At 66.4% G+C, this 18084-nt stretch carries 18 protein-coding genes; 8 read left to right on the top strand and 10 right to left on the bottom strand.

The genetic code is table 11. The features are described from left to right. Positions 1-6: 6 nt before the first annotated feature. A complete protein-coding gene (locus tag AB7F11_RS13115) occupies positions 7-1167 on the top strand; it encodes a response regulator (protein ID WP_428289056.1) in 1161 nt (386 codons plus the stop codon). 7 nt (positions 1168-1174) lie between these two features. On the opposite strand, the gene AB7F11_RS13110 is transcribed toward AB7F11_RS13115, so the two are convergent. The 7 genes from AB7F11_RS13110 to queA all read right to left on the bottom strand — a co-directional run bounded on the left by AB7F11_RS13110 (position 1175) and on the right by queA (position 7446). After that, complete coding sequence (locus AB7F11_RS13110) at positions 1175-2371, bottom strand: MFS transporter (protein ID WP_428289057.1); 1197 nt, start codon at positions 2369-2371, stop codon at positions 1175-1177. Between the two features lie 122 nt (positions 2372-2493). Next, positions 2494-3660: a tRNA guanosine(34) transglycosylase Tgt gene (tgt, locus tag AB7F11_RS13105; protein ID WP_428289058.1), complete on the bottom strand. Its 1167-nt coding sequence runs from the start codon at positions 3658-3660 to the stop codon at positions 2494-2496. 41 nt (positions 3661-3701) lie between these two features. Continuing rightward, the gene (locus AB7F11_RS13100; RefSeq protein ID WP_428289059.1) at positions 3702-3962 is read right to left on the bottom strand and encodes a DUF2269 family protein; all 261 of its coding nucleotides are present in this window, start codon (positions 3960-3962) and stop codon (positions 3702-3704) included. After that, entirely contained in the window at positions 3959-4327 is a 369-nt protein-coding gene (locus AB7F11_RS13095) for a DoxX-like family protein (protein ID WP_428289060.1), read from the bottom strand. Before AB7F11_RS13095 ends, AB7F11_RS13100 begins: the two co-directional genes overlap by 4 nt. Positions 4328-4337: 10 nt before the next feature. After that, positions 4338-5123 (bottom strand): saccharopine dehydrogenase NADP-binding domain-containing protein, encoded by a 786-nt coding sequence (locus AB7F11_RS13090; RefSeq protein ID WP_428289061.1) that lies wholly within the window; start codon positions 5121-5123, stop codon positions 4338-4340. Beyond that, complete coding sequence (locus AB7F11_RS13085; RefSeq protein ID WP_428300014.1) at positions 5120-6346, bottom strand: PQQ-dependent sugar dehydrogenase; 1227 nt, start codon at positions 6344-6346, stop codon at positions 5120-5122. Before AB7F11_RS13085 ends, AB7F11_RS13090 begins: the two co-directional genes overlap by 4 nt. Then, a complete protein-coding gene (queA, locus tag AB7F11_RS13080; protein ID WP_428289063.1) occupies positions 6343-7446 on the bottom strand; it encodes a tRNA preQ1(34) S-adenosylmethionine ribosyltransferase-isomerase QueA in 1104 nt (367 codons plus the stop codon). The genes AB7F11_RS13085 and queA overlap by 4 nt, the downstream gene beginning before the upstream one ends. Positions 7447-7520: 74 nt before the next feature. On the opposite strand from queA, the gene recG reads away from it, so the two are divergent. The 4 genes from recG (at position 7521) to ubiA (ending at position 12298) form a co-directional block, all read left to right on the top strand. Beyond that, complete coding sequence (gene recG, locus AB7F11_RS13075) at positions 7521-9761, top strand: ATP-dependent DNA helicase RecG (RefSeq protein WP_428289064.1); 2241 nt, start codon at positions 7521-7523, stop codon at positions 9759-9761. A gap of 32 nt (positions 9762-9793) precedes the next feature. Further along, on the top strand, positions 9794-10753 hold the full coding sequence (locus tag AB7F11_RS13070; RefSeq protein WP_428289065.1) for a hydrogen peroxide-inducible genes activator: 960 nt from the start codon (positions 9794-9796) through the stop codon (positions 10751-10753). A gap of 50 nt (positions 10754-10803) precedes the next feature. Then, positions 10804-11310, top strand: a complete 507-nt coding sequence (locus AB7F11_RS13065; RefSeq protein ID WP_428289066.1) for a Dps family protein — start codon at positions 10804-10806, stop codon at positions 11308-11310. 112 nt (positions 11311-11422) lie between these two features. Further along, positions 11423-12298, top strand: a complete 876-nt coding sequence (gene ubiA, locus AB7F11_RS13060; RefSeq protein ID WP_428300015.1) for a 4-hydroxybenzoate octaprenyltransferase — start codon at positions 11423-11425, stop codon at positions 12296-12298. A gap of 78 nt (positions 12299-12376) precedes the next feature. Here the strand turns inward: ubiA and proC are convergent, their stop codons facing one another. The 3 genes from proC to AB7F11_RS13045 are packed head-to-tail and all read right to left on the bottom strand — an operon-like array spanning position 12377 to position 15503. Continuing rightward, positions 12377-13195, bottom strand: coding sequence for a pyrroline-5-carboxylate reductase (gene proC, locus AB7F11_RS13055; protein WP_428289068.1), 819 nt, complete (start codon positions 13193-13195; stop codon positions 12377-12379). A 4-nt stretch (positions 13196-13199) separates the two neighbouring features. Beyond that, positions 13200-14693, bottom strand: a complete 1494-nt coding sequence (glpK, locus tag AB7F11_RS13050) for a glycerol kinase GlpK (protein WP_428289069.1) — start codon at positions 14691-14693, stop codon at positions 13200-13202. A 27-nt stretch (positions 14694-14720) separates the two neighbouring features. Next, the gene (locus AB7F11_RS13045; RefSeq protein WP_428289070.1) at positions 14721-15503 is read right to left on the bottom strand and encodes a DeoR/GlpR family DNA-binding transcription regulator; all 783 of its coding nucleotides are present in this window, start codon (positions 15501-15503) and stop codon (positions 14721-14723) included. 117 nt (positions 15504-15620) lie between these two features. Between AB7F11_RS13045 and AB7F11_RS13040 the strand changes: the two genes are divergently transcribed. The 3 genes from AB7F11_RS13040 (at position 15621) to rplX (ending at position 18084) form a co-directional block, all read left to right on the top strand. Further along, positions 15621-17210, top strand: coding sequence for a glycerol-3-phosphate dehydrogenase/oxidase (locus AB7F11_RS13040; RefSeq protein WP_428289071.1), 1590 nt, complete (start codon positions 15621-15623; stop codon positions 17208-17210). A gap of 175 nt (positions 17211-17385) precedes the next feature. Further along, positions 17386-17754 (top strand): 50S ribosomal protein L14, encoded by a 369-nt coding sequence (rplN, locus tag AB7F11_RS13035; RefSeq protein WP_056268999.1) that lies wholly within the window; start codon positions 17386-17388, stop codon positions 17752-17754. Positions 17755-17763: 9 nt separating this feature from the next. Beyond that, on the top strand, positions 17764-18084 hold the full coding sequence (rplX, locus tag AB7F11_RS13030; RefSeq protein WP_428289072.1) for a 50S ribosomal protein L24: 321 nt from the start codon (positions 17764-17766) through the stop codon (positions 18082-18084).

Genomic DNA, 18084 nt, shown 5'->3' with positions numbered 1-18084 from the left:
CTGGCCATGAAGCACAAAGAAGCTCGCATCCTAGTTGTCGGCGACAACGCCGTCGACGCGGAACAGGTCTGCGACATGCTGCGCGGACGGTACCCGCGTGTAGAGGGCACGACGGATCCGATGAACGCGGAATCGGTGTTCGACGGACTCAAGCCGCAACTGCTGGTGCTGGCCTTCAAGTCGCTGGAAGCCAGTGAACGCTTCTATCTGAGTCTCTACCGACGCAGCCAGGTCATTCAGTCCCTGGCACACCGCACGCTGTTGCTGTGTGACAAGGAAGGCGTGCGACGCGCCTTCGATCTCTGCATGCAGGAGGTGTTCGACGACTACGTGCTGTTCTGGCCGTTGGTGCACGATGCGAAGCGGCTGGCCATGTCGGCACACCTGGCGCTGTGCGCCCTGGATCAGGAGCAGGCGCTTGAGCCGCTCTCCGAGCTGGCCGCCCTGGCTCGACGTGCCGAGGCACTGGAGGAGCAGCTTGCGCAACAGGTAAAGCTGGGTCGGGTGCATGCCCAGAACGCACAAACCACAGCACGCATGGCCCAGGCTTCCGTCAGCCGGGCGATGGGTGGCTTGTCCGAGCGCATCCTGGCCGACGGCCTTGACAACGCCCTGACCGTGCGCGATGCCTCACGTGTGGAGCAGGCCTTTGGCAACCTGCAGCGCGAGGCCTTGATTCCCACGCTGGAACACGTGGTCCAGGCGGCGCAACCGGTGCAGGATTGGGTGGACACCATCACCAGCGAACTGGCCGAGCCGCTGAAGGCCACCCGAGCCATGGTGCACCGCGCCAAACTGAGCCGTCCGCAACTTCTGGTGGTGGATGACGATGTGTTCATGCGCCGTTTGCTCAAGCAGGTGCTCAACAGCGCGCAGTACGACGTCGAAGCGGTGGGTACCGCAGCAGACGCTCAGCTTTTTCTGACCACAAACCGGCCAGACCTGATCCTGATGGACTTTCTGCTGCCGGACTCCAACGGAATCCTGCTCACGCGCGAGCTCAAGGCCAGCCAGTTCAACGTGGATGTTCCCGTGATCATGCTGACTGGGCAGACCGAGAGGCAGGTGATCGTGGAGAGCCGAAAGGCGGGTGCCGTAGGTTTCGTGGCCAAGCCCTTCAACCGCGACATCCTGCTGAAGAAGGTGGCCCAGCATCTGAACCACTGAGGCGGCATCACCCTTGTCTGGCTTCCTCTTGCCAGAGAGGTCGCAACGCCCAGAGCCCCAGCACAGGGCCGATCGCCAGCCAGGGGATCAGCGCGCCGAGCGCCACGTACTCGGCCAGCGAGACGAACAACAGAATGCTCGCGATGGAAATCGCGAAGCCGATGCTGTTGGTCAGCGTGAGCACGCTCCCCACCGCCTGCGGCGGCGCATTGCGCGCGGTGAGGGTGGAGAACTGCGGTGAATCGCCCGAGACGGTGATGCCCCACAGGACCAGCCACGTGTAGAACACCAGGGCGGGTGCGTCGATCAAGAGAGGGGCCGCCAGGCAGCAAGCGCCACTGACGGCGAGCTGGCAGCCCGCCACGCGCGCGCTGCCCCAACGCTGCGCCACCCAACCACCGCCGGCGCATCCGATCACGCCTGCGCCGAGCACGAGGAATGCGGCCCAGGAAAGCGATGCGCCTTGCAACCGCGTGGCCAGCACCAGCGGCACCATGACCCACATGGTGTAGAGCTCCCACATGTGGCCGAAGTACCCCAGCACGGAGCTGCGCACGCGTGCGTCGGTCCACAGCGTGGCCAGCGCGCGCCACTGCAAGGTGGTCACGCGCGGCTGAGCGCCCGGCGGATCGCTCGTGCCGAAGTACAGCAGCAGCCCCCCCGCAGCGGCGAGCGCCGCCACGCCCAGCATCAGCGTGGGCCAGGGCAGGGCGCCGCTCAAGGCACGCAGCGCATGGGCGCTGGCCGAGCCCAGGACCAGCGCACCGATGAGCAGACCCAGCGCGCCTCCGAGGCCGCGCGAGTACCACTGCGCGGCGATCTTCATGCCCACCGGGTAGATGCCGGCGAGGAAGAAGCCGGTGGCAAAACGCCAGGCCAGCAGTGCGGTGAAGTCGCGCACCATCCACCACGCGCCCACTGTGCAGGCCGCGCCCGCGAGGGAGCAGATCAGAAACACCAGGCGAGGCGGGAATCGGTCGGCCAGTGCCAGCAGGGCGAACACCAGCGTGCCGACGATGAAGCCGAACTGCAACGAGGAGGTGAGCGTGCCCACCGATGCGGTGGACCACCCAAGTTCGCGCTGCAGGTCCGGCATGACCGCGTTCACCGCGAACCACAGCGACGTGCCCAGCAACTGGGCCAGCACCAGGATGGGCAGGATGTGGCGGGGGACCTTGGGCGAAGGCTGGGAGGAGGCGCTCATGTGCCCGGCATGTTACCGGTCGAGGTCCTCAGGCGGCGTCCTCAGGCGGTGTTCACATCTTCAGGAAGTGGAACGACATGAAAAAGCAATGCGAAAGAAACAATTTTTCGGAGAGTCAACCCCTACACGCCACGCGCACGATCGGCCTTGAACCGGGCCTGCAAGGCGGTGAACCTTCCTTCGTCCAGTGCCTCGCGCACTTCGCGCATCAAGTTCAGGTAGTAGTGCAGGTTGTGCACGGTGCACAGCATGGGACCGAGCATTTCGCCGCAGCGGTCCAGGTGGTGCAGGTAGGCGCGGCTGAAGCCACCGCGCCCGCCATCGTTCCAGCTCACGCCGCTTCGGCCGGCACAGGCGTGGCAGGTGCAGGTGGGGTCGAGTGGCTGGTGGTCGGTCTTGTGGCGGGCGTTGCGGATCTTCAGGTCGCCGTAGCGGGTGAACAGCGTGCCGTTGCGCGCGTTGCGCGTGGGCATCACGCAGTCGAACATGTCCACGCCATCGGCCACACCCTGCACCAGGTCTTCGGGCGTGCCCACGCCCATGAGGTAGCGTGGCTTGTGGGCTGGCAGCCGGTGCGGCGTGTGCGCCATGATCTGCAGCATCTGCTCCTTGGGTTCACCCACGCTCACGCCGCCAATGGCGTAGCCGGGGAAGTCCATGGCGACCAGGGCGTCCAGTGATTCCTGGCGCAGGTGTTCAAACATGCCGCCCTGCACGATGCCGAACAGCGCATTCGGATTTTCGAGCCGCGCAAACTCGTCCTGCGATCGCTTTGCCCAGCGCAGGCTCATCTCCATGCTCTTGCGCGCATCGGCCTCGGTGGTGATGTGCCCGTGGGTCTCGTACGGCGTGCACTCGTCGAGCTGCATCACGATGTCGCTGTTCAGACCAGTCTGGATCTGCATGCTCACTTCGGGTGACATGAAGAGCTTGTCGCCGTTGACGGGCGATGCGAAGGTCACGCCCTCTTCGGTGATCTTGCGCATGGCGCCCAGCGACCACACCTGGAAACCGCCCGAGTCGGTGAGGATGGGCTTGTGCCATTGCTCGAAGGCGTGCAGGCCACCAAAGCTGTCCATGACCTCGCGGCCCGGACGCATCCACAGGTGAAAAGTGTTGCCCAGAATGATCTGGGCACCCATGTCTTCCAGGCTGGCGGGCATCACGCCCTTGACGGTGCCGTAGGTGCCCACCGGCATGAAGATGGGTGTTTCGACCACGCCGTGGTTGAGCGTGAGGCGGCCGCGCCGCGCGTGGCCTTCGGTCTTGAGCAGTTCGAACTGGAGCATGGGCACGGATTGTGGGTGACGATGGAAGGGATGGCGGGTGTTCAAATCCCGAAGGTGGGCTTGAACACCATGAGTACGAACACCAGCAGCATGGCCGAGAAGGCAGGGTAGCCCAACCGTTCCCACCAACGCGCGAAGTGCCAGTAGGCGGCGGGCAGTTCGTTGCCGGCTTGAACTGCCTGGGCGGCCATGGTGGCCATGCGCCATTGCAGCCAGACCACGGGCAGCCACAACAGGCCGGTGCCCACGAGCACGACGCTGGAAACCACATGCAGCCACTTCAACAGGAGGTAGGTGTTCATCGAGTTTCCTTGGGGCTGCGCAGGAGCACCAGAAGGATGGCTGCAATGGGCAGGTTTTTGGTGAGCGGGCCCAGCGGATGCAGCCACCAGCCGGGTTGGATCCAGGTGGCCAGCGCGGTCATTCCGACCATGGCGGCCAGCGCTGCGGCAAAGGCAGGGCGGCTGGGGCGACAAGCCAGCCAGATCGCGAGAACGATGTCCACGCCCGCACCGGTGCCGATCAGCACCGGCTTGACCCAGTCATGGGGCGTTTCCAGGGGGGCCAGCAGGGCCAGGCTCTGCCCCTGCCATTCCCAGAGGCTCACCAGACCGGTGGCAAGCCAAACTTCGACGAGGCTCCAGCGCAGCAGCGCGTGGTTGTTCATGGGGGTTGCCTCATGCTTCGTCGGTGACCATGCCCCAGCGCGCGAACTCTGGCGCGAACGACGCCAGCGGGAGCAGGCCGGTGGCGGTGTGTGCGCCGACCGGCAAGGGGTGGCCCTGCGCGAGCAACCGTGCGAGCAGCCTGGCGAGTTTTTCAGGGCGGAACAACCAGCCCTTGCTGCGCGCTGCGGCGATCCAGGCAAAGGCGCGCTGTGACAACCCCACCTCCAGCGCGGCGCGGAACATCACCCTGTCCCGCACGCGGTAGCGCTCGGGGAAGATCGCGAGGTCGGGCACATCGCACAGCGCGCCGAGCCGGGGGTTCAAACGGGCGAAGCGCACCGGTTCGGGTTGCGCCCAACCGGTTCGTGGCTGCCAGCGGCCTTCCTGCCATACCGACACCGGCGCGCCGCAATAGCTGAGCACGCCAGCCAGCGTGGCCACGCCGCGCGGTGCCGATTGCGCGGGGGCAATGCAGATGTCCACGCTGTGGATCGCCTGCCAGCCCGCGGCGGCGCAAGCGATCGCCACGCCATGGCCCTGCGCCTGGAACGGACCTGCGGTGTGGATCACCAGACCAAAGCCGTTGGCTTGCAGGGTGTCTGCCAGGCTCGGGCGGGTGGCATCGACCCTCAGGGGCTGCGCTCCGCCGCCCAGTCCGGCCGCAAACGCAGCAGCGCGCAAAAGGTCGCGCCCACCCACCACCAGATCGATGCCGGGTTCCTTCGCCAGTGCGCGCGCGATGCGTGCGCCGAAATTGCCGTAGCCGCCGAGGACCAGTGTCTTCAATGCGCTCATGGTGTGGGTGCGATCACGATCACGCTGCGGTTGCGGTCTTCGACGATCCAGAGCCGACCGTCGCCATCGAAGGTGGCGCCCGCCGGATTGCCCAGCGGGCGCACCCCAGGCAGCGCGTGCCAGCCGCTGACCAGGTCTTCGCGCGCACCGGTGGGCCGCCCGTGAGCATCTAGCGCCCAGGCCACGATGCGGTGGCCACCGGTGCGGTAGCCGTGCCACACGGCAAGCAGGCGACCGGCGAACGGGCCGTCGGTGAGGGTGGAGGGTGCGGTGAGCAGTTGCAGCGGCGCGACGTGCGCCGGCCAGGCCGCGTGGGCCGTGGAGTGGGCTCGGCACCGCACCCGCTCCTCGTAGCCACGCGCGGGCACGGCGCGGCCCTTCGCATCGCTCACGCAGTAGGGCCAGCCGTAGGAAGCGCCGTCCTTCAACTCGTTCAATTCCTCGGCGGGAAGCGCTGCATCGGTGTAGTCGACCGAGTTCTCGGCCTGCCACAGACGAAGCGTGCCGTCGCTCGCGGTGGTGCTGGCCAGGCCGAGGGAGTTGCGCAGACCGGTGGCGAGAGGTCGCAGCGTTTTCAGAGCGCCATCGGGCCCACCGAAACTCGCCACGTACACGGCGCCGCGCGGTTTGGGGCCGGCGGACTCGGGGCAAGGCAGCGGCTGCTGCTGTGCATCGTTGCGGCAGGCATCGGTCTCGGAGCCGACGTTGATCAGCAGCCGGCCATCGGGCAGAAAAGCCAGTTCCTTCAGCGGATGGGCACCGCCCGAGGGCAGGCCGGTGATCACGTCCTGCCGCTGCACGGTTTCGCCCAGCGGTGTGCGCCAGACGGTGGCGGCTTCGCCGATGTAGAGGCGACCATCGGGTCCTTTGGCCAGCCCATGCGGGCGGTCCAGGCCCGAGGCCAGCACGCGCACGCGCCCTGGCTGACCGCGCGCGATGTCGGTGCGCAACTCCAGCAGGCGGCCACGCCGAGGTTCCCAGTTGCCCATGTCGACGATCCAGAAGCGACCGGGACCCACCGCGAGAATGCGGCGAGGCATGCGCAGGCCGTCTCGCGCATCGGCCACAAGGCCGGCGCACCACCCTTCGGGCAATTTCAGCGAGATGCCTGGATGGCCGTCGCAGGTGGCCTGGGGCGCGTAGAGTGGGTTCGCCGCCAGGGCTGCGCGGGTGAGCAGCAGCGTCAGCAGAGCGAGGAAGACCAGGCGCATGGCGGGCTTCATGCGCGTTGCAGCAGCATGGCGTCACCGTAGCTGAAGAAGCGGTAGCGCTGCGCTATGGCGTGGGCATATAGCGCGCGAATGGCATCAAACCCGGCAAAGGCGCTTACCAGCATCATCAGTGTGGACTGGGGCAGGTGGAAGTTCGTGACCAGCTGGTCCACCACGCGGAAGTCGAAACCGGGCGTGATGAAGATGTTGGTGTCGCCCTGAGCTTCGCCAGAGCGCGCCCAGCTTTCCAGCGTGCGCACGGTGGTGGTGCCCACCGCCACCACGCGACCACCGCGCGCCCGGCAGTCGGCCACCGCCTGCAACGTCTCGGGCGGGATGGCGTAGCGCTCGTGGTGCATCACGTGGTCGGCAATGCGCTCGGTCTTCATGGGTGCAAAGGTGCCCGCACCCACGTGCAGCGTGACGCTGGCGCGTTGCACGCCGCGCGCCTGCAGTGCTGCGAGCAGCGCCTCGTCGAAATGCAGCGCCGCGGTGGGCGCAGCCACCGCACCCGGAACGCGGGCAAACACGGTCTGGTAGCGGCGCTCGTCGTCGGCGCCGTCTGCGTGTTCGATGTAGGGTGGCAGCGGAACATGACCATGGCGCGCCATGAGTTCGTAGGGCGTTTCGCTCGCCGGTCCATGCAGGCCGAAGCGGAACAACTGCCCCTGCTCGTCGGGCCAGCGGCCGAGAAAGATCGCATCGAACCCACCGCCCTTCAAGCCACCGGCCATGTGCAGTCGACCACCAGGCTGGGGTTTCTTGCTCACCCGCAGGTGCGCGACCACCTCATGCGCCGAGCCGTCGCTCGCCTCGTGCGGCAGCAGCACACGTTCGATCAGCATTTCCAGCTGACCACCCGAGGATTTCTGGCCGAACAGGCGTGCCTTGACGACCTGCGTGTCGTTGAACACCAGCAGGTCGCCTTTGTTCAGCAGCAGAGGCAGGTCGCGGAAGATGCGGTCCACCGGCACGCTGGCGCTGCCGTCGAGCAGGCGCGAGGCGCTGCGTTCGGCGGCGGGGTGCTGGGCGATCAGGTCGGAAGGGAGTTGGAAATCGAAGTCCGCGACAGTGAATTCGCGCGGCGCATTCAGGAGGGAAGAAGCGTTCATGCTGCTTGAGGGCCGAACAAGGCCCGTGCCAAGTGAAAGAAAGGAAGGTGGAAGGAACCGGGCAGAATTGTCCCATGCCCGAAGCCGCCACCGAACGCAAGCCGCTCTCTGCCCCACAGAAGGCGTTGCGCAAACTCGGTCTGGTGCGCGACATCGACCTGGCGCTGCACCTGCCGTTGCGCTACGAGGACGAGACCCGCATCGTGCGGCTGCGCGATGCGCGCGACGGGCAACTTGCACAGATCGAGGGCACCATCACCCGCAGCGAAGTGAGCAACCGGCCGCGCCGGCAACTGCTGGTGACACTGGATGACGGCAGCGACACCTGCACCCTGCGTTTCTTCACCTTCTACCCGACGCACCAGAAAGCCCTGTCGGTGGGTGCTCGGGTGCGCGTGCGCGGCGAGTTGCGCGGCGGCTTTCTGGGCTGGACCATGGTGCATCCTGCATTTCATGCCGCTGGCGGCGAGCTGCCCGATGCGCTCACGCCGGTCTACCCCACCAGCGCTCAGTTGCCGCAGGCTTACCTTCGCAAGGCTGTGGCCAGTGGCCTGACCCGCGCGGATCTCGGCGAGACACTGCCACCCGAGTTGCTGTCGGGGCTGCAGGGCGTGGTGCGCACCACCTGGGGCCTGCGCGAATCGCTGCGCTACCTGCACCACCCGGGCCCCGACGTCTCGCTCGATGCCCTGGAGGACCGCAGCCACCCCGCCTGGCAGCGTCTCAAGGCCGAAGAGCTGCTGGCCCAGCAGCTTTCGCAAACCACTGCCAGGCGGGAGCGCGCCCGCTTGCGTGCGCCGGCGCTGCACGCGCGGCCGGGTGGTTTGCACGAGCAGCTGCTGAACGTGTTGCCGTTCAGCCTGACCGCTGCCCAGCGCCGCGTGGTGGAAGAGATCGCGCACGACCTGGCGAGGCGGGTGCCCATGCACCGACTGCTGCAGGGCGACGTGGGCTCTGGCAAGACCGTGGTGGCCGCGCTCGCCGCCGCGGCCGCCATCGACGCCGGTTGGCAGTGTGCGCTGATGGCGCCCACCGAGATCCTGGCGCAACAGCACTTCACCAAACTCATTGGCTGGCTCGAACCTTTGCTGGCACCGCTGGGCAAGCGGGTGGCATGGCTCACCGGCAGCCAGAAAAAGAAGCAGCGCGGCGAGATGCTGGCCTTGGTGGCCAGCGGCGAAGCCGCGCTGGTGGTGGGGACGCACGCGGTCATTCAGGATCAGGTGCAGTTCCAGCGTCTGGGTCTGGCCATCATCGACGAGCAACACCGTTTCGGCGTGGCGCAGCGGCTGGCGCTGCGGGGAAAGATGGGCGCCGGTGAGGCGGGCCCTTCGACAGGCTCAGGGCGAGCGGAGGACGGCTCAGGGCGAGCGGAGGACGGCTCAGGGCGAGCTGAGGACGGCTCAGGGAAAACGGGGAAAGGCTCAGGGCGGGCGGAGGAAGGCCCCGTTCGGGCTGAGCTTGTCGAAGCCTCCACCCAGGAGCCTCACATGCTCATGATGACGGCCACACCCATTCCGAGAACCCTGGCCATGAGCTACTACGCCGACCTTGACGTCTCCACCATCGACGAGCTACCGCCCGGTCGCACACCCGTCGTCACCAAGGTGGTGGCCGACAGCCGTCGCGCTGAAGTGATTGAGCGCATCCGAAGCCAGCTCGCACAGGGACGCCAGGTGTATTGGGTCTGCCCACTGATCGAAGAGAGCGAGGCGCTGGATCTGTCGAACGCGACCGCCACGCATGCTGAGCTTGGCGAAGCTCTGCCCGGCGTGCTCGTCGGCCTGCTGCACTCGCGCATGCCAGCGAACGAGAAGAGGGCGGTGATGTCGCTCTTCACCGACGGCCAGATGGGGGTGCTGGTGTCCACCACGGTGATTGAGGTCGGGGTGGATGTGCCCAATGCCTCGCTGATGGTGATCGAGCATGCCGAACGTTTCGGCCTGAGCCAGTTGCACCAGTTGCGTGGTCGGGTGGGGCGCGGCGCGGCCGCGTCGGCCTGTGTGCTGCTCTACACACCGCCCGACGGCGGGCGCCTGGGCGAGACCGCGCGCGAGCGCCTCAAGGCCATGGCCGAGACCAGCGACGGTTTCGAGATCGCCCGCCGCGACCTGGAGATTCGCGGCCCCGGTGAGTTTCTGGGAGCGCGGCAGTCCGGCGCGCCCCTGCTGCGCTTCGCCGACCTTGCCACCGACACCCACCTGCTGGAGTGGGCGCGTCGGGCTGCGCCGCAGATGCTGGCGCAGCACCCGGCGCTGGCCGAAAAACACATCGCGCGCTGGCTGGGAGGCAAGGCGGAATTCCTCAAAGCCTGAGTGTTGGCCCCGCAGGCGCAAAATACGATCCCATGACGCTCACCGAACTCAAGTACATCGTCGCGGTCGCGCGCGAGCGGCACTTCGGCAAGGCAGCCGAGGCCTGCTTCGTGTCGCAACCCACGCTGTCCGTGGCGATCAAGAAGCTGGAAGAGGAACTTGAGCTCAAGATCTTCGAGCGCAATGCAACCGAGATCAGCGTGACGCCGCTGGGCGAGGAGATCGTGCGGCAGGCACAGACGGTGCTGGAACAGGCCGCGTCGATCAAGGAAATCGCCAAGCGCGGCAAGGACCCGCTGGCCGGGCCGCTGCGGCTGGGCGTGATCTACACCATCGGCCCCTACCTGCTGCCCGATCTGGTGCGCAATGTCATTGATCGCACACCGCAAATGCCGCTGATGCTGCAGGAGAACTTCACCGTCAAGCTGCTGGAGCAGTTGCGCCTGGGCGAGATCGACTGCGCCATCCTGGCCGAACCGTTTCCCGACACCAACCTGGCCATCGCTCCTCTCTACGATGAGCCCTTCATGGCCGCCGTGCCGCACACGCACCCGTTGGCGCACCAGAGCCACATCACCAACGAAGAGCTCAAGCGCGAAACCATGCTGCTGCTGGGCACCGGCCATTGCTTCCGCGACCACGTGCTCGAGGTCTGCCCGGAGTTCGCGCGCTTTTCCAACGACACCGAGGGCATCCGCAAGAGTTTCGAGGGTTCTTCGCTCGAAACCATCAAACACATGGTGGCCGCCGGCATGGGCGTGACGCTGGTGCCGCGCCTGTCGGTGCCCAGCTCGGCGCTGGACGGTGCCGCCCGACCTGGCCAGGACTTCGGCGATTCGTCCTATGTCCGCTACCTGCCATTCAAGGGCGAAGCGCCCACGCGGCGCGTGGTGCTCGCCTGGCGGCGAAGCTTCACGCGCTACGAAGCCATCGCCGAATTGCGCAACGCCATTTATGCGTGCGAGTTGCCCGGCGTCAAACGGCTTTCTTGAAGCGCTGCCTAAACTTGGTTGTTTCTTTCCCCATCTTCAGGAGTACCCGCATGGCCAAATCCCCCGCAAAAATCCCTGCTGCCCCCGCGATCAACATCGGCATTGGCGAGAAAGACCGCGCCGCCATCGCCAAAGGCCTGTCTCACCTGCTGGCCGACACCTACACGCTTTACCTGACCACGCACAATTTCCACTGGAATGTGACGGGCCCCATGTTCAACACGCTGCACGCGATGTTCATGACCCAGTACACCGAACTGTGGGGCGCGGTGGACCCGATTGCCGAGCGCATCCGCTCGCTGGGTCATCCGGCGCCCGGTTCCTACGCGCAGTTCGGCAAGCTGGCGTCGGTGCCCGATGCGCCGGCCTCGCCGCCCAAGGCGCTGGAAATGGTGCGCATCCTCGTGCAAGGCCACGAGGCAGTGGCGCGCACAGCGCGTGGGTTGTTCTCCCTGGCCGACAAGGCGGGCGACGAACCCACCGCCGACCTGCTGACCCAGCGCCTCACAGTGCACGAGCAGACCGCCTGGATGCTGCGCTCGCTCTTGGAAGAGTGACCCACCCCTGCGGAGCTTCGCGCCACCCCCTGCGGGGGGGGGCAATATCCGCGGACCGGCCCAGCTGTAGCCGCGGTATTTCTGGAACAAGACTTCGCTCTCTGAGACCCACATGTCGGCCGCCTTGACTTCTCCCTTGCCCACTCGCTCTGCTCTATACCTCGACCTGATCCGCTGGAACCGTCCCGCAGGGTGGCTGTTGCTGCTTTGGCCGTCGCTGTCGGCGCTTTGGGTGGCGGCCGGCGGGTTCCCCGGGTGGCACCTGCTGTTGGTGTTCGTGCTCGGCACCATCCTCATGCGCAGCGCGGGCTGCTGCGTGAATGACGTGGCCGATCGGGAGTTCGACAGACACGTCAAACGCACCGCGCAGCGCCCGATCACCTCGGGCAAGGTCTCGGTGCGCGAAGCGCTGGCGCTGGGTGCGGTGCTGGCGCTGGTGGCCTTTGCGCTGGTGCTGACCACCAACACGCCCACCGTGCTGATGTCGTTTGCCGCACTGGCGATCACGCTGATCTACCCCTATGCCAAACGCTATATCTCCATGCCGCAGGCCGTGCTGGGTGTGGCCTTCAGTTTCGGCGTGCCCATGGCCTTCGCGGCGGTGCAGTCGCATGTGCCGCCGCTGGCCTGGGTGCTGCTGGCAGGCAACCTGTTCTGGGTGCTGGCCTACGACACCGAATACGCCATGGTCGACCGGGACGACGACCTGCGCATCGGCATGAAGACTTCGGCCATCACGCTGGGCCGCTACGATGTGCCGGCCATCACCGCGTTCTACCTGATGTTCCTGGCGGCCTGGACGGCGGCGCTGTGGTCGCGGGTGAACCCGGGGGTGTGGGGCGCCATGCTGGCCTTGGCGCTGGCCCAGGTGGGCTGGCACCTCTGGCTCATCAAGGACCGCACGCGCGAGGGCTGCTTCAAGGCCTTTCGGTTGAACCACTGGCTCGGGCTCACCGTGTTCGCGGGCGTGGTTTTCGGGCTGGTCTAGGAGCTTGCACAGCAGAAGGCGTCGAAGTGGGCCTCTTTGCCACGCGTTGCAGCCGCAGACCGTCTGCCGCCCAGACCTTCAGTCTCCAAACTCGCGGCCCAGCTCTGCGGCGCGTTTTTGCGCAGCGAACAGCGCCTCTTCGAACTTCGCCTTGACTCCCGCCGTTTCCATGGAGGTCAGTGCCGCATACGTGGTGCCGCCTTTGGACGTGACGCGTTCGCGCAGCGTCTGCGGCGGATCTTCGGAGCGCTGGGCCAGCGTGGCCGCTCCCACGAAAGTGCCCACCGCGAGCTGGTAAGCCACCTCGGGAGGCAGGCCCATGCGGGCGCCGGCGTCGCGCATGGCTTCGAGAAAATAGAACACATAGGCCGGGCCGGAGCCGGAGATGGCAGTGACCGCGTCGAGCTGGGCTTCGGCGTCCACCCACACCAGTTCTCCGGTCGTCTTCACCACGGTCTCCACCAGTGTGCGGTCGGCCTCGCTGGCACCTTTGCGGGCGAACAGGCCCGTCATTCCCAGGCCCACGAGCGCAGGCGTGTTGGGCATGGCGCGCACGATGCGTTGCGTGTTGAGCCAGGCTGCGATGCTGTCGCTGGTGATGCCGGCGGCCACGCTCAGGTGCAGCGCGCCCACCAGAAATGGCTGGCTGGCGAGTGCGGCGTCCTTGAAGGTTTGCGGTTTCACCGCCCAGACGGCGAGGTCAGACGTCTTCGGGAGACCGCTGCTGTGGGCCAGCACGGCCACGCCGGGGAACTGTGGGGCCAGGCGCGCGCGTTGCTCGTCGAAGGGCTCGACGATCTGCAGCGCTGCCGCCGGATGGCCCTGGCGCAGCAGGCCGCCGACGATGGCGCTGGCCATGTTGCCGCCGCCGATGAAGGTGATGGTGGGTACGTTCATGCGGCTATTGTCGGGTGCTCTGCCTCACGGCCCGTTCCCACTGCGCCATCTTCTCCCGGACCTCTTCCTGTGGCATGCGGGGTTCGAAGGTCCGCTCGGCACGCCACTGGGCGGCGAGTTCATCCGTACCGCTGTACACGCCCGCGTGCAGGCCGGCCAGGTAGGCAGCGCCCAGCGCGGTGGTCTCGATCACCTCGGGGCGAACCACTGGGATGCCCAGCAGGTCGGCCTGGAACTGCATCAGCAAGTCGTTCACGCAGGCGCCGCCGTCCACCCGCAGTTCGCTCACAGGCACGCCACCGGCGGCGACTGCGTCGCGGCTCATGGCTTCGAGCAGGGCCGCACTCTGAAAGGCGATGCTCTCCAGCGCCGCGCGCGCGATGTGGGCCATGGTGGTGCCGCGCGTGATGCCGGTGATGCTGCCGCGGGCGTCTGGCTGCCAGTAGGGGGCGCCCAGGCCGGTGAAAGCCGGCACCAGCACCACGCCTCCCGCATCCTTCACGCTCTCGGCCAGGGCCTGGACTTCGCTGCTGGCTTCAATCGCGCGCAAGCCGTCGCGCAGCCACTGCACCACTGCGCCGCCGATGAACACGCTGCCTTCCAGCGCGTACTGGGGAGCACCCTGGCGCTGGGCGGTTGCCGTGGTGATCAGCCCGTTCTCGCTGATCTGGAACCGTTCCCCGGTGTGCATGAGCATGAAGCAGCCGGTGCCATACGTGTTCTTGGCCATGCCGGCCTGGAAGCACGCCTGGCCAAACAACGCGCTCTGCTGATCTCCCGCCACGCCGCCGATCTCCAGTGGTACTCCCAGCCACTCGGCCTTCATGCGACCGAACGAAGCGCTGGAAGGCTGGGTCTCAGGCATCAGGCTCGGCGGTATGCCGAGCAGGGCCATGAGCTCTTCGTCCCACTGGCGGCTGTGTACGTTGAAAAGCAGGGTGCGAGCTGCGTTGCTGTGGTCTGTGACATGACGTTCGCCGCCCGTGAGTTGCCAGATCAGCCAGGTGTCCACCGTGCCAAAGGCGAGTTCGCCGCGCTCGGCCTGCGCGCGGGCGTCGGGTACGTTGTCAAGAATCCACTTGAGTTTGGTGCCGGAGAAATAGGCGTCGATGCGCAGGCCGGTCTTCTGCCGTATGGTGTCTTCGTGGCCCTGTTCGCGCAGCGCCGCGCAGGTGGCCTCGCCCCGGCGGTCCTGCCAGACGATGGCGTTGTAGACGGGCTGCCCGGTCTGGCGGTTCCACACCAGGGTCGTTTCGCGCTGGTTGGTGATGCCCACCGCCCGAACCTGGTCGGCGCGCAGCTTGGCCTGCTGGAGTGCCTTGCGCGCGGTTTCCAGCTGCGTCTGCCAGAGGTCCAGCGGGTTGTGTTCCACCCAGCCGGGCTGCGGGTAGATCTGGGCAAACTCGTTTTGTGCCATGGTCACCAGGCGGCCCGCCTGGTCGAACACAATGCTGCGCGAACTGGAGGTGCCCTGATCAAGGGCCAGCAGGTAGGTCATCTCGGTTCTCTGGATGGGGCGGGGGAGTCAGACGTGTTCGGTGCCGATGCTGGCGATCACGCATTCGACATTGCCCAGCGCCAGCAGCTCGTCGAAAGGCGGGGGCGGCGGCAGGTCGGTAAACACCACGTCCAGGTCGTCCAGCCTCGCCAGTTCCACCATGGCCGGGCGGTTGAACTTGCTGTGGTCGGCGGCCAGCCACACCTCTCGCGACTGCTCGACGATGGTGCGCGCAACCTTCACCTCGCGGTAGTCGAAGTCGCGCAGCGTGCCGTCGGCCTCGATGCCGCTGATGCCGATCAGGCCGATGTCGACCTTGAACTGCCGCATGAAATCCACCGTGGCCTCGCCCACGATGCCCTGGTCGGCGCTGCGCACCTGGCCTCCCGCCACGATCACTTCGCAGTCCGCGTGGGTGCTCATGAGCGATGCGATGTGCAGGTTGTTGGTGATGACGCGCAGGCCACGGTGCTGGTGCAGTTCGCGCGCCACGGCCTCGATGGTGGTGCCGATGTTCATGATCAGCGAACAGCCGTTGGGCACGCGCTGCGCCACGGCGCGGGCGATGCGGGTCTTGGCATCCGATTGCATGGCCTGGCGCTGGCGGTAGGCGATGTTTTCGGTGGTCGAGCCCGGCTGGCGCACGCCCCCGTGAAAACGCGACAGCAGGCCAGCCTCGGCCAGCCGCTGCACGTCGCGGCGCACGGTCTGCAGGGTGACACCGAAGCGCTCCGCCAGGACTTCGATGGTCTGCGGGCCGTGCGCACGCACTTCGTCGAGCAGCTGGGTGTGTCTGGGATTGAGGTTCATGTCATGGGGCGGTCGGGGCTGACATCGAACATAACGGAAATTTCTTTTCGCCTTCCGAGGGTAAATACCGAACCAAAACGAATATAAACGAACATAATAAGTGTAGTATCGAAATGCATGGTCACCCTGAATCGCAAACTGTTGATTGAATCTGTGTCCCGTCCCGGCATCGTGGATCTGGCCATCGTGGGTGGTGGCGCCACCGGGCTGGGGGTGGCGCTCGACGCAGCGCTGCGCGGTTTCTCGGTGGTGTTGCTGGAGTCGCACGATTTCGCTGGCGGAACTTCGTCCCGCTCCACCAAATTGCTGCACGGCGGCGTGCGCTACCTCGCGCAAGGCAACCTCGCGCTGGTGCGCGAGGCGCTGGCCGAACGCGCCACGGTGTTGCGCATTGCGCCGCACCTGGCGCAGCCGCTGCCGTTTGTCATGCCTTCCTACCGCTGGTGGCAGACCCCGTTCTACGGCCTTGGCCTCAAGCTCTATGACCTGCTCGCCGGCGGCGCGGGCCTGGGTCGCACCGAATTCCTGAATCGCCAGCAGGCGATCGCGGCGTTGCCCGGTGTGAACCCTGCAGGTCTGCGCGGCGGCGTCAAATACTGGGATGGTCAGTTTGACGACGCCCGCCTTGCGCTGGCGCTGGCCCGCAGCGCTGAAGCGGCGGGTGCCCGGGTGCTGAACTATGCCGAAGTCACGGCCGTGCGCCAGGCGCCCGAAGGGCCGCAGAGGCTCTCCACGCTGGACGTGACAGACCGGCGCACCGGCACCGGTTTTGCACTGCGCGCACGCTGCGTGGTCAATGCCACCGGCGTCTGGGTGGACGCGCTGCGCGACCGCACACAACCGCTCGCAGCCGCCCCCGGCGAGTCGTCTCACATGGTCAGTCCCAGCCAGGGTGTGCACGTGGTGGTGGACCGCGACTTCATGCCCGGCGGTCATGCCCTGCTCGTGCCGCGCACGCGTGACGGCCGGGTACTGTTCGCCGTGCCCTGGCTGGGCAAACTGGTGCTCGGTACCACCGACACCCCGCGCAAAGACCTTCCACGTGAGCCCGACGCCTTTGCCGAAGAGCTCGAATTCATCCTTGCGGAGGCGGGCCAGGCCCTCAGCCGGCCGGTGCGTCGAGCCGACATCCGCAGCCTGTGGGTCGGCCTGAGGCCGCTGGTGGCGGCGCCCGCTCCTGCCGACGGCGGCACGCAGGCGCTGTCGCGTGAGCACACCATCGTGGTCGATCCCAATGGGTTGGTCACCGTCACCGGTGGCAAATGGACCACCTACCGCGCCATGGCCGAAGATGTGCTGGAGCGCTGCTTCGCCAGCCAATTGCTGCCTCGCCGGCCCGGCAGCAACAGTGCCACCCACCGCTTGCTTGGTGCAGGGCTCACTGGCTGGTCGCCCACGCCCTTGCATGCCGCTCCGGGCCCGCATCTGTATGGCTCAGAATGGGTCGACGTGCAGAAATGCCCGGGGCTCGGCAACCTGCTGGGTATGGGTTTGAGCGAGGCCATGGTGCGCCACGCTGCGCGAAATGAGTTCGCCCAGACCGTGGAGGACGTCCTGGCCCGACGCTGGCGGGCGCTGTTCCTGGATGCGCGAGAGGCTGCCCGCATGGCCCCGGCGGTGGCGGCCATCCTGGCAGAGGAACTCGGAACAGCCCCCGAACTGGCAGCTTTTCAGGCCTTGTGCCAACAATACCTGCCAGTCGATTGACGCCAACGGCAAACCGTGCCATACTATGCGGCTTCGCTTGAAAAGGCGAAGAGCAATCTGCCCACCGAAAGGGGTCTGATCCGGCGATCTGCCGGCCAGGCCTTGAACGACGGGCCCAAGACTGATCACTTCCGGCCGTGGTGGCTGGAGGGATTCAAGTTGGGACTTAAATCAAATGATTCAAACGCAATCTCGACTCGATGTTGCCGACAACACGGGTGCCAAGTCCGTGATGTGCATCAAGGTGCTCGGCGGCTCCAAGCGCCGTTACGCCAGCGTGGGCGACGTCATCAAAGTCACCATCAAGGAAGCAGCGCCCCGTGGCCGCGTCAAAAAGGGCGAGGTTTACAACGCTGTGGTGGTGCGCACCGCCAAGGGCATCCGCCGCCAGGATGGCGCCCTGATCAAATTCGACGGCAACGCAGCTGTGTTGCTCAACGCCAAGCTGGAGCCCATCGGCACCCGCATCTTCGGACCGGTCACGCGCGAGCTGCGCACCGAGAAGTTCATGAAGATCGTGTCGCTGGCACCTGAGGTTCTCTGAGGAATCATCATGAACAAGATTCGTAGTGGCGATGAAGTCATCGTGATCGCTGGGCGCGACAAGGGCAAGCGCGGCAAAGTTGTGCTGCGCAGCAGCGAGGATCGCGTGGTGGTCGAGGGCGTGAACATCGTCAAAAAGCACGCCAAGCCAAATCCCGCCAAGGGCGAGACCGGCGGCATCATCGAAAAGACCATGCCCATTCACCAGTCCAACGTCGCCATCTTCAATGGCGCCACCGGCAAGGCGGATCGCGTGGGCATCAAGCTCCTGGCTGACGGCAAGAAAGTGCGCGTCTTCAAGTCCAGCGGCGAAGAAATCAAGGTGGCATGA

Source organism: Hydrogenophaga sp. (assembly GCF_050250835.1).
GTDB lineage: Bacteria > Pseudomonadota > Gammaproteobacteria > Burkholderiales > Burkholderiaceae_C > Hydrogenophaga.
This window is presented reverse-complemented; position numbering and strand designations above follow the sequence as displayed.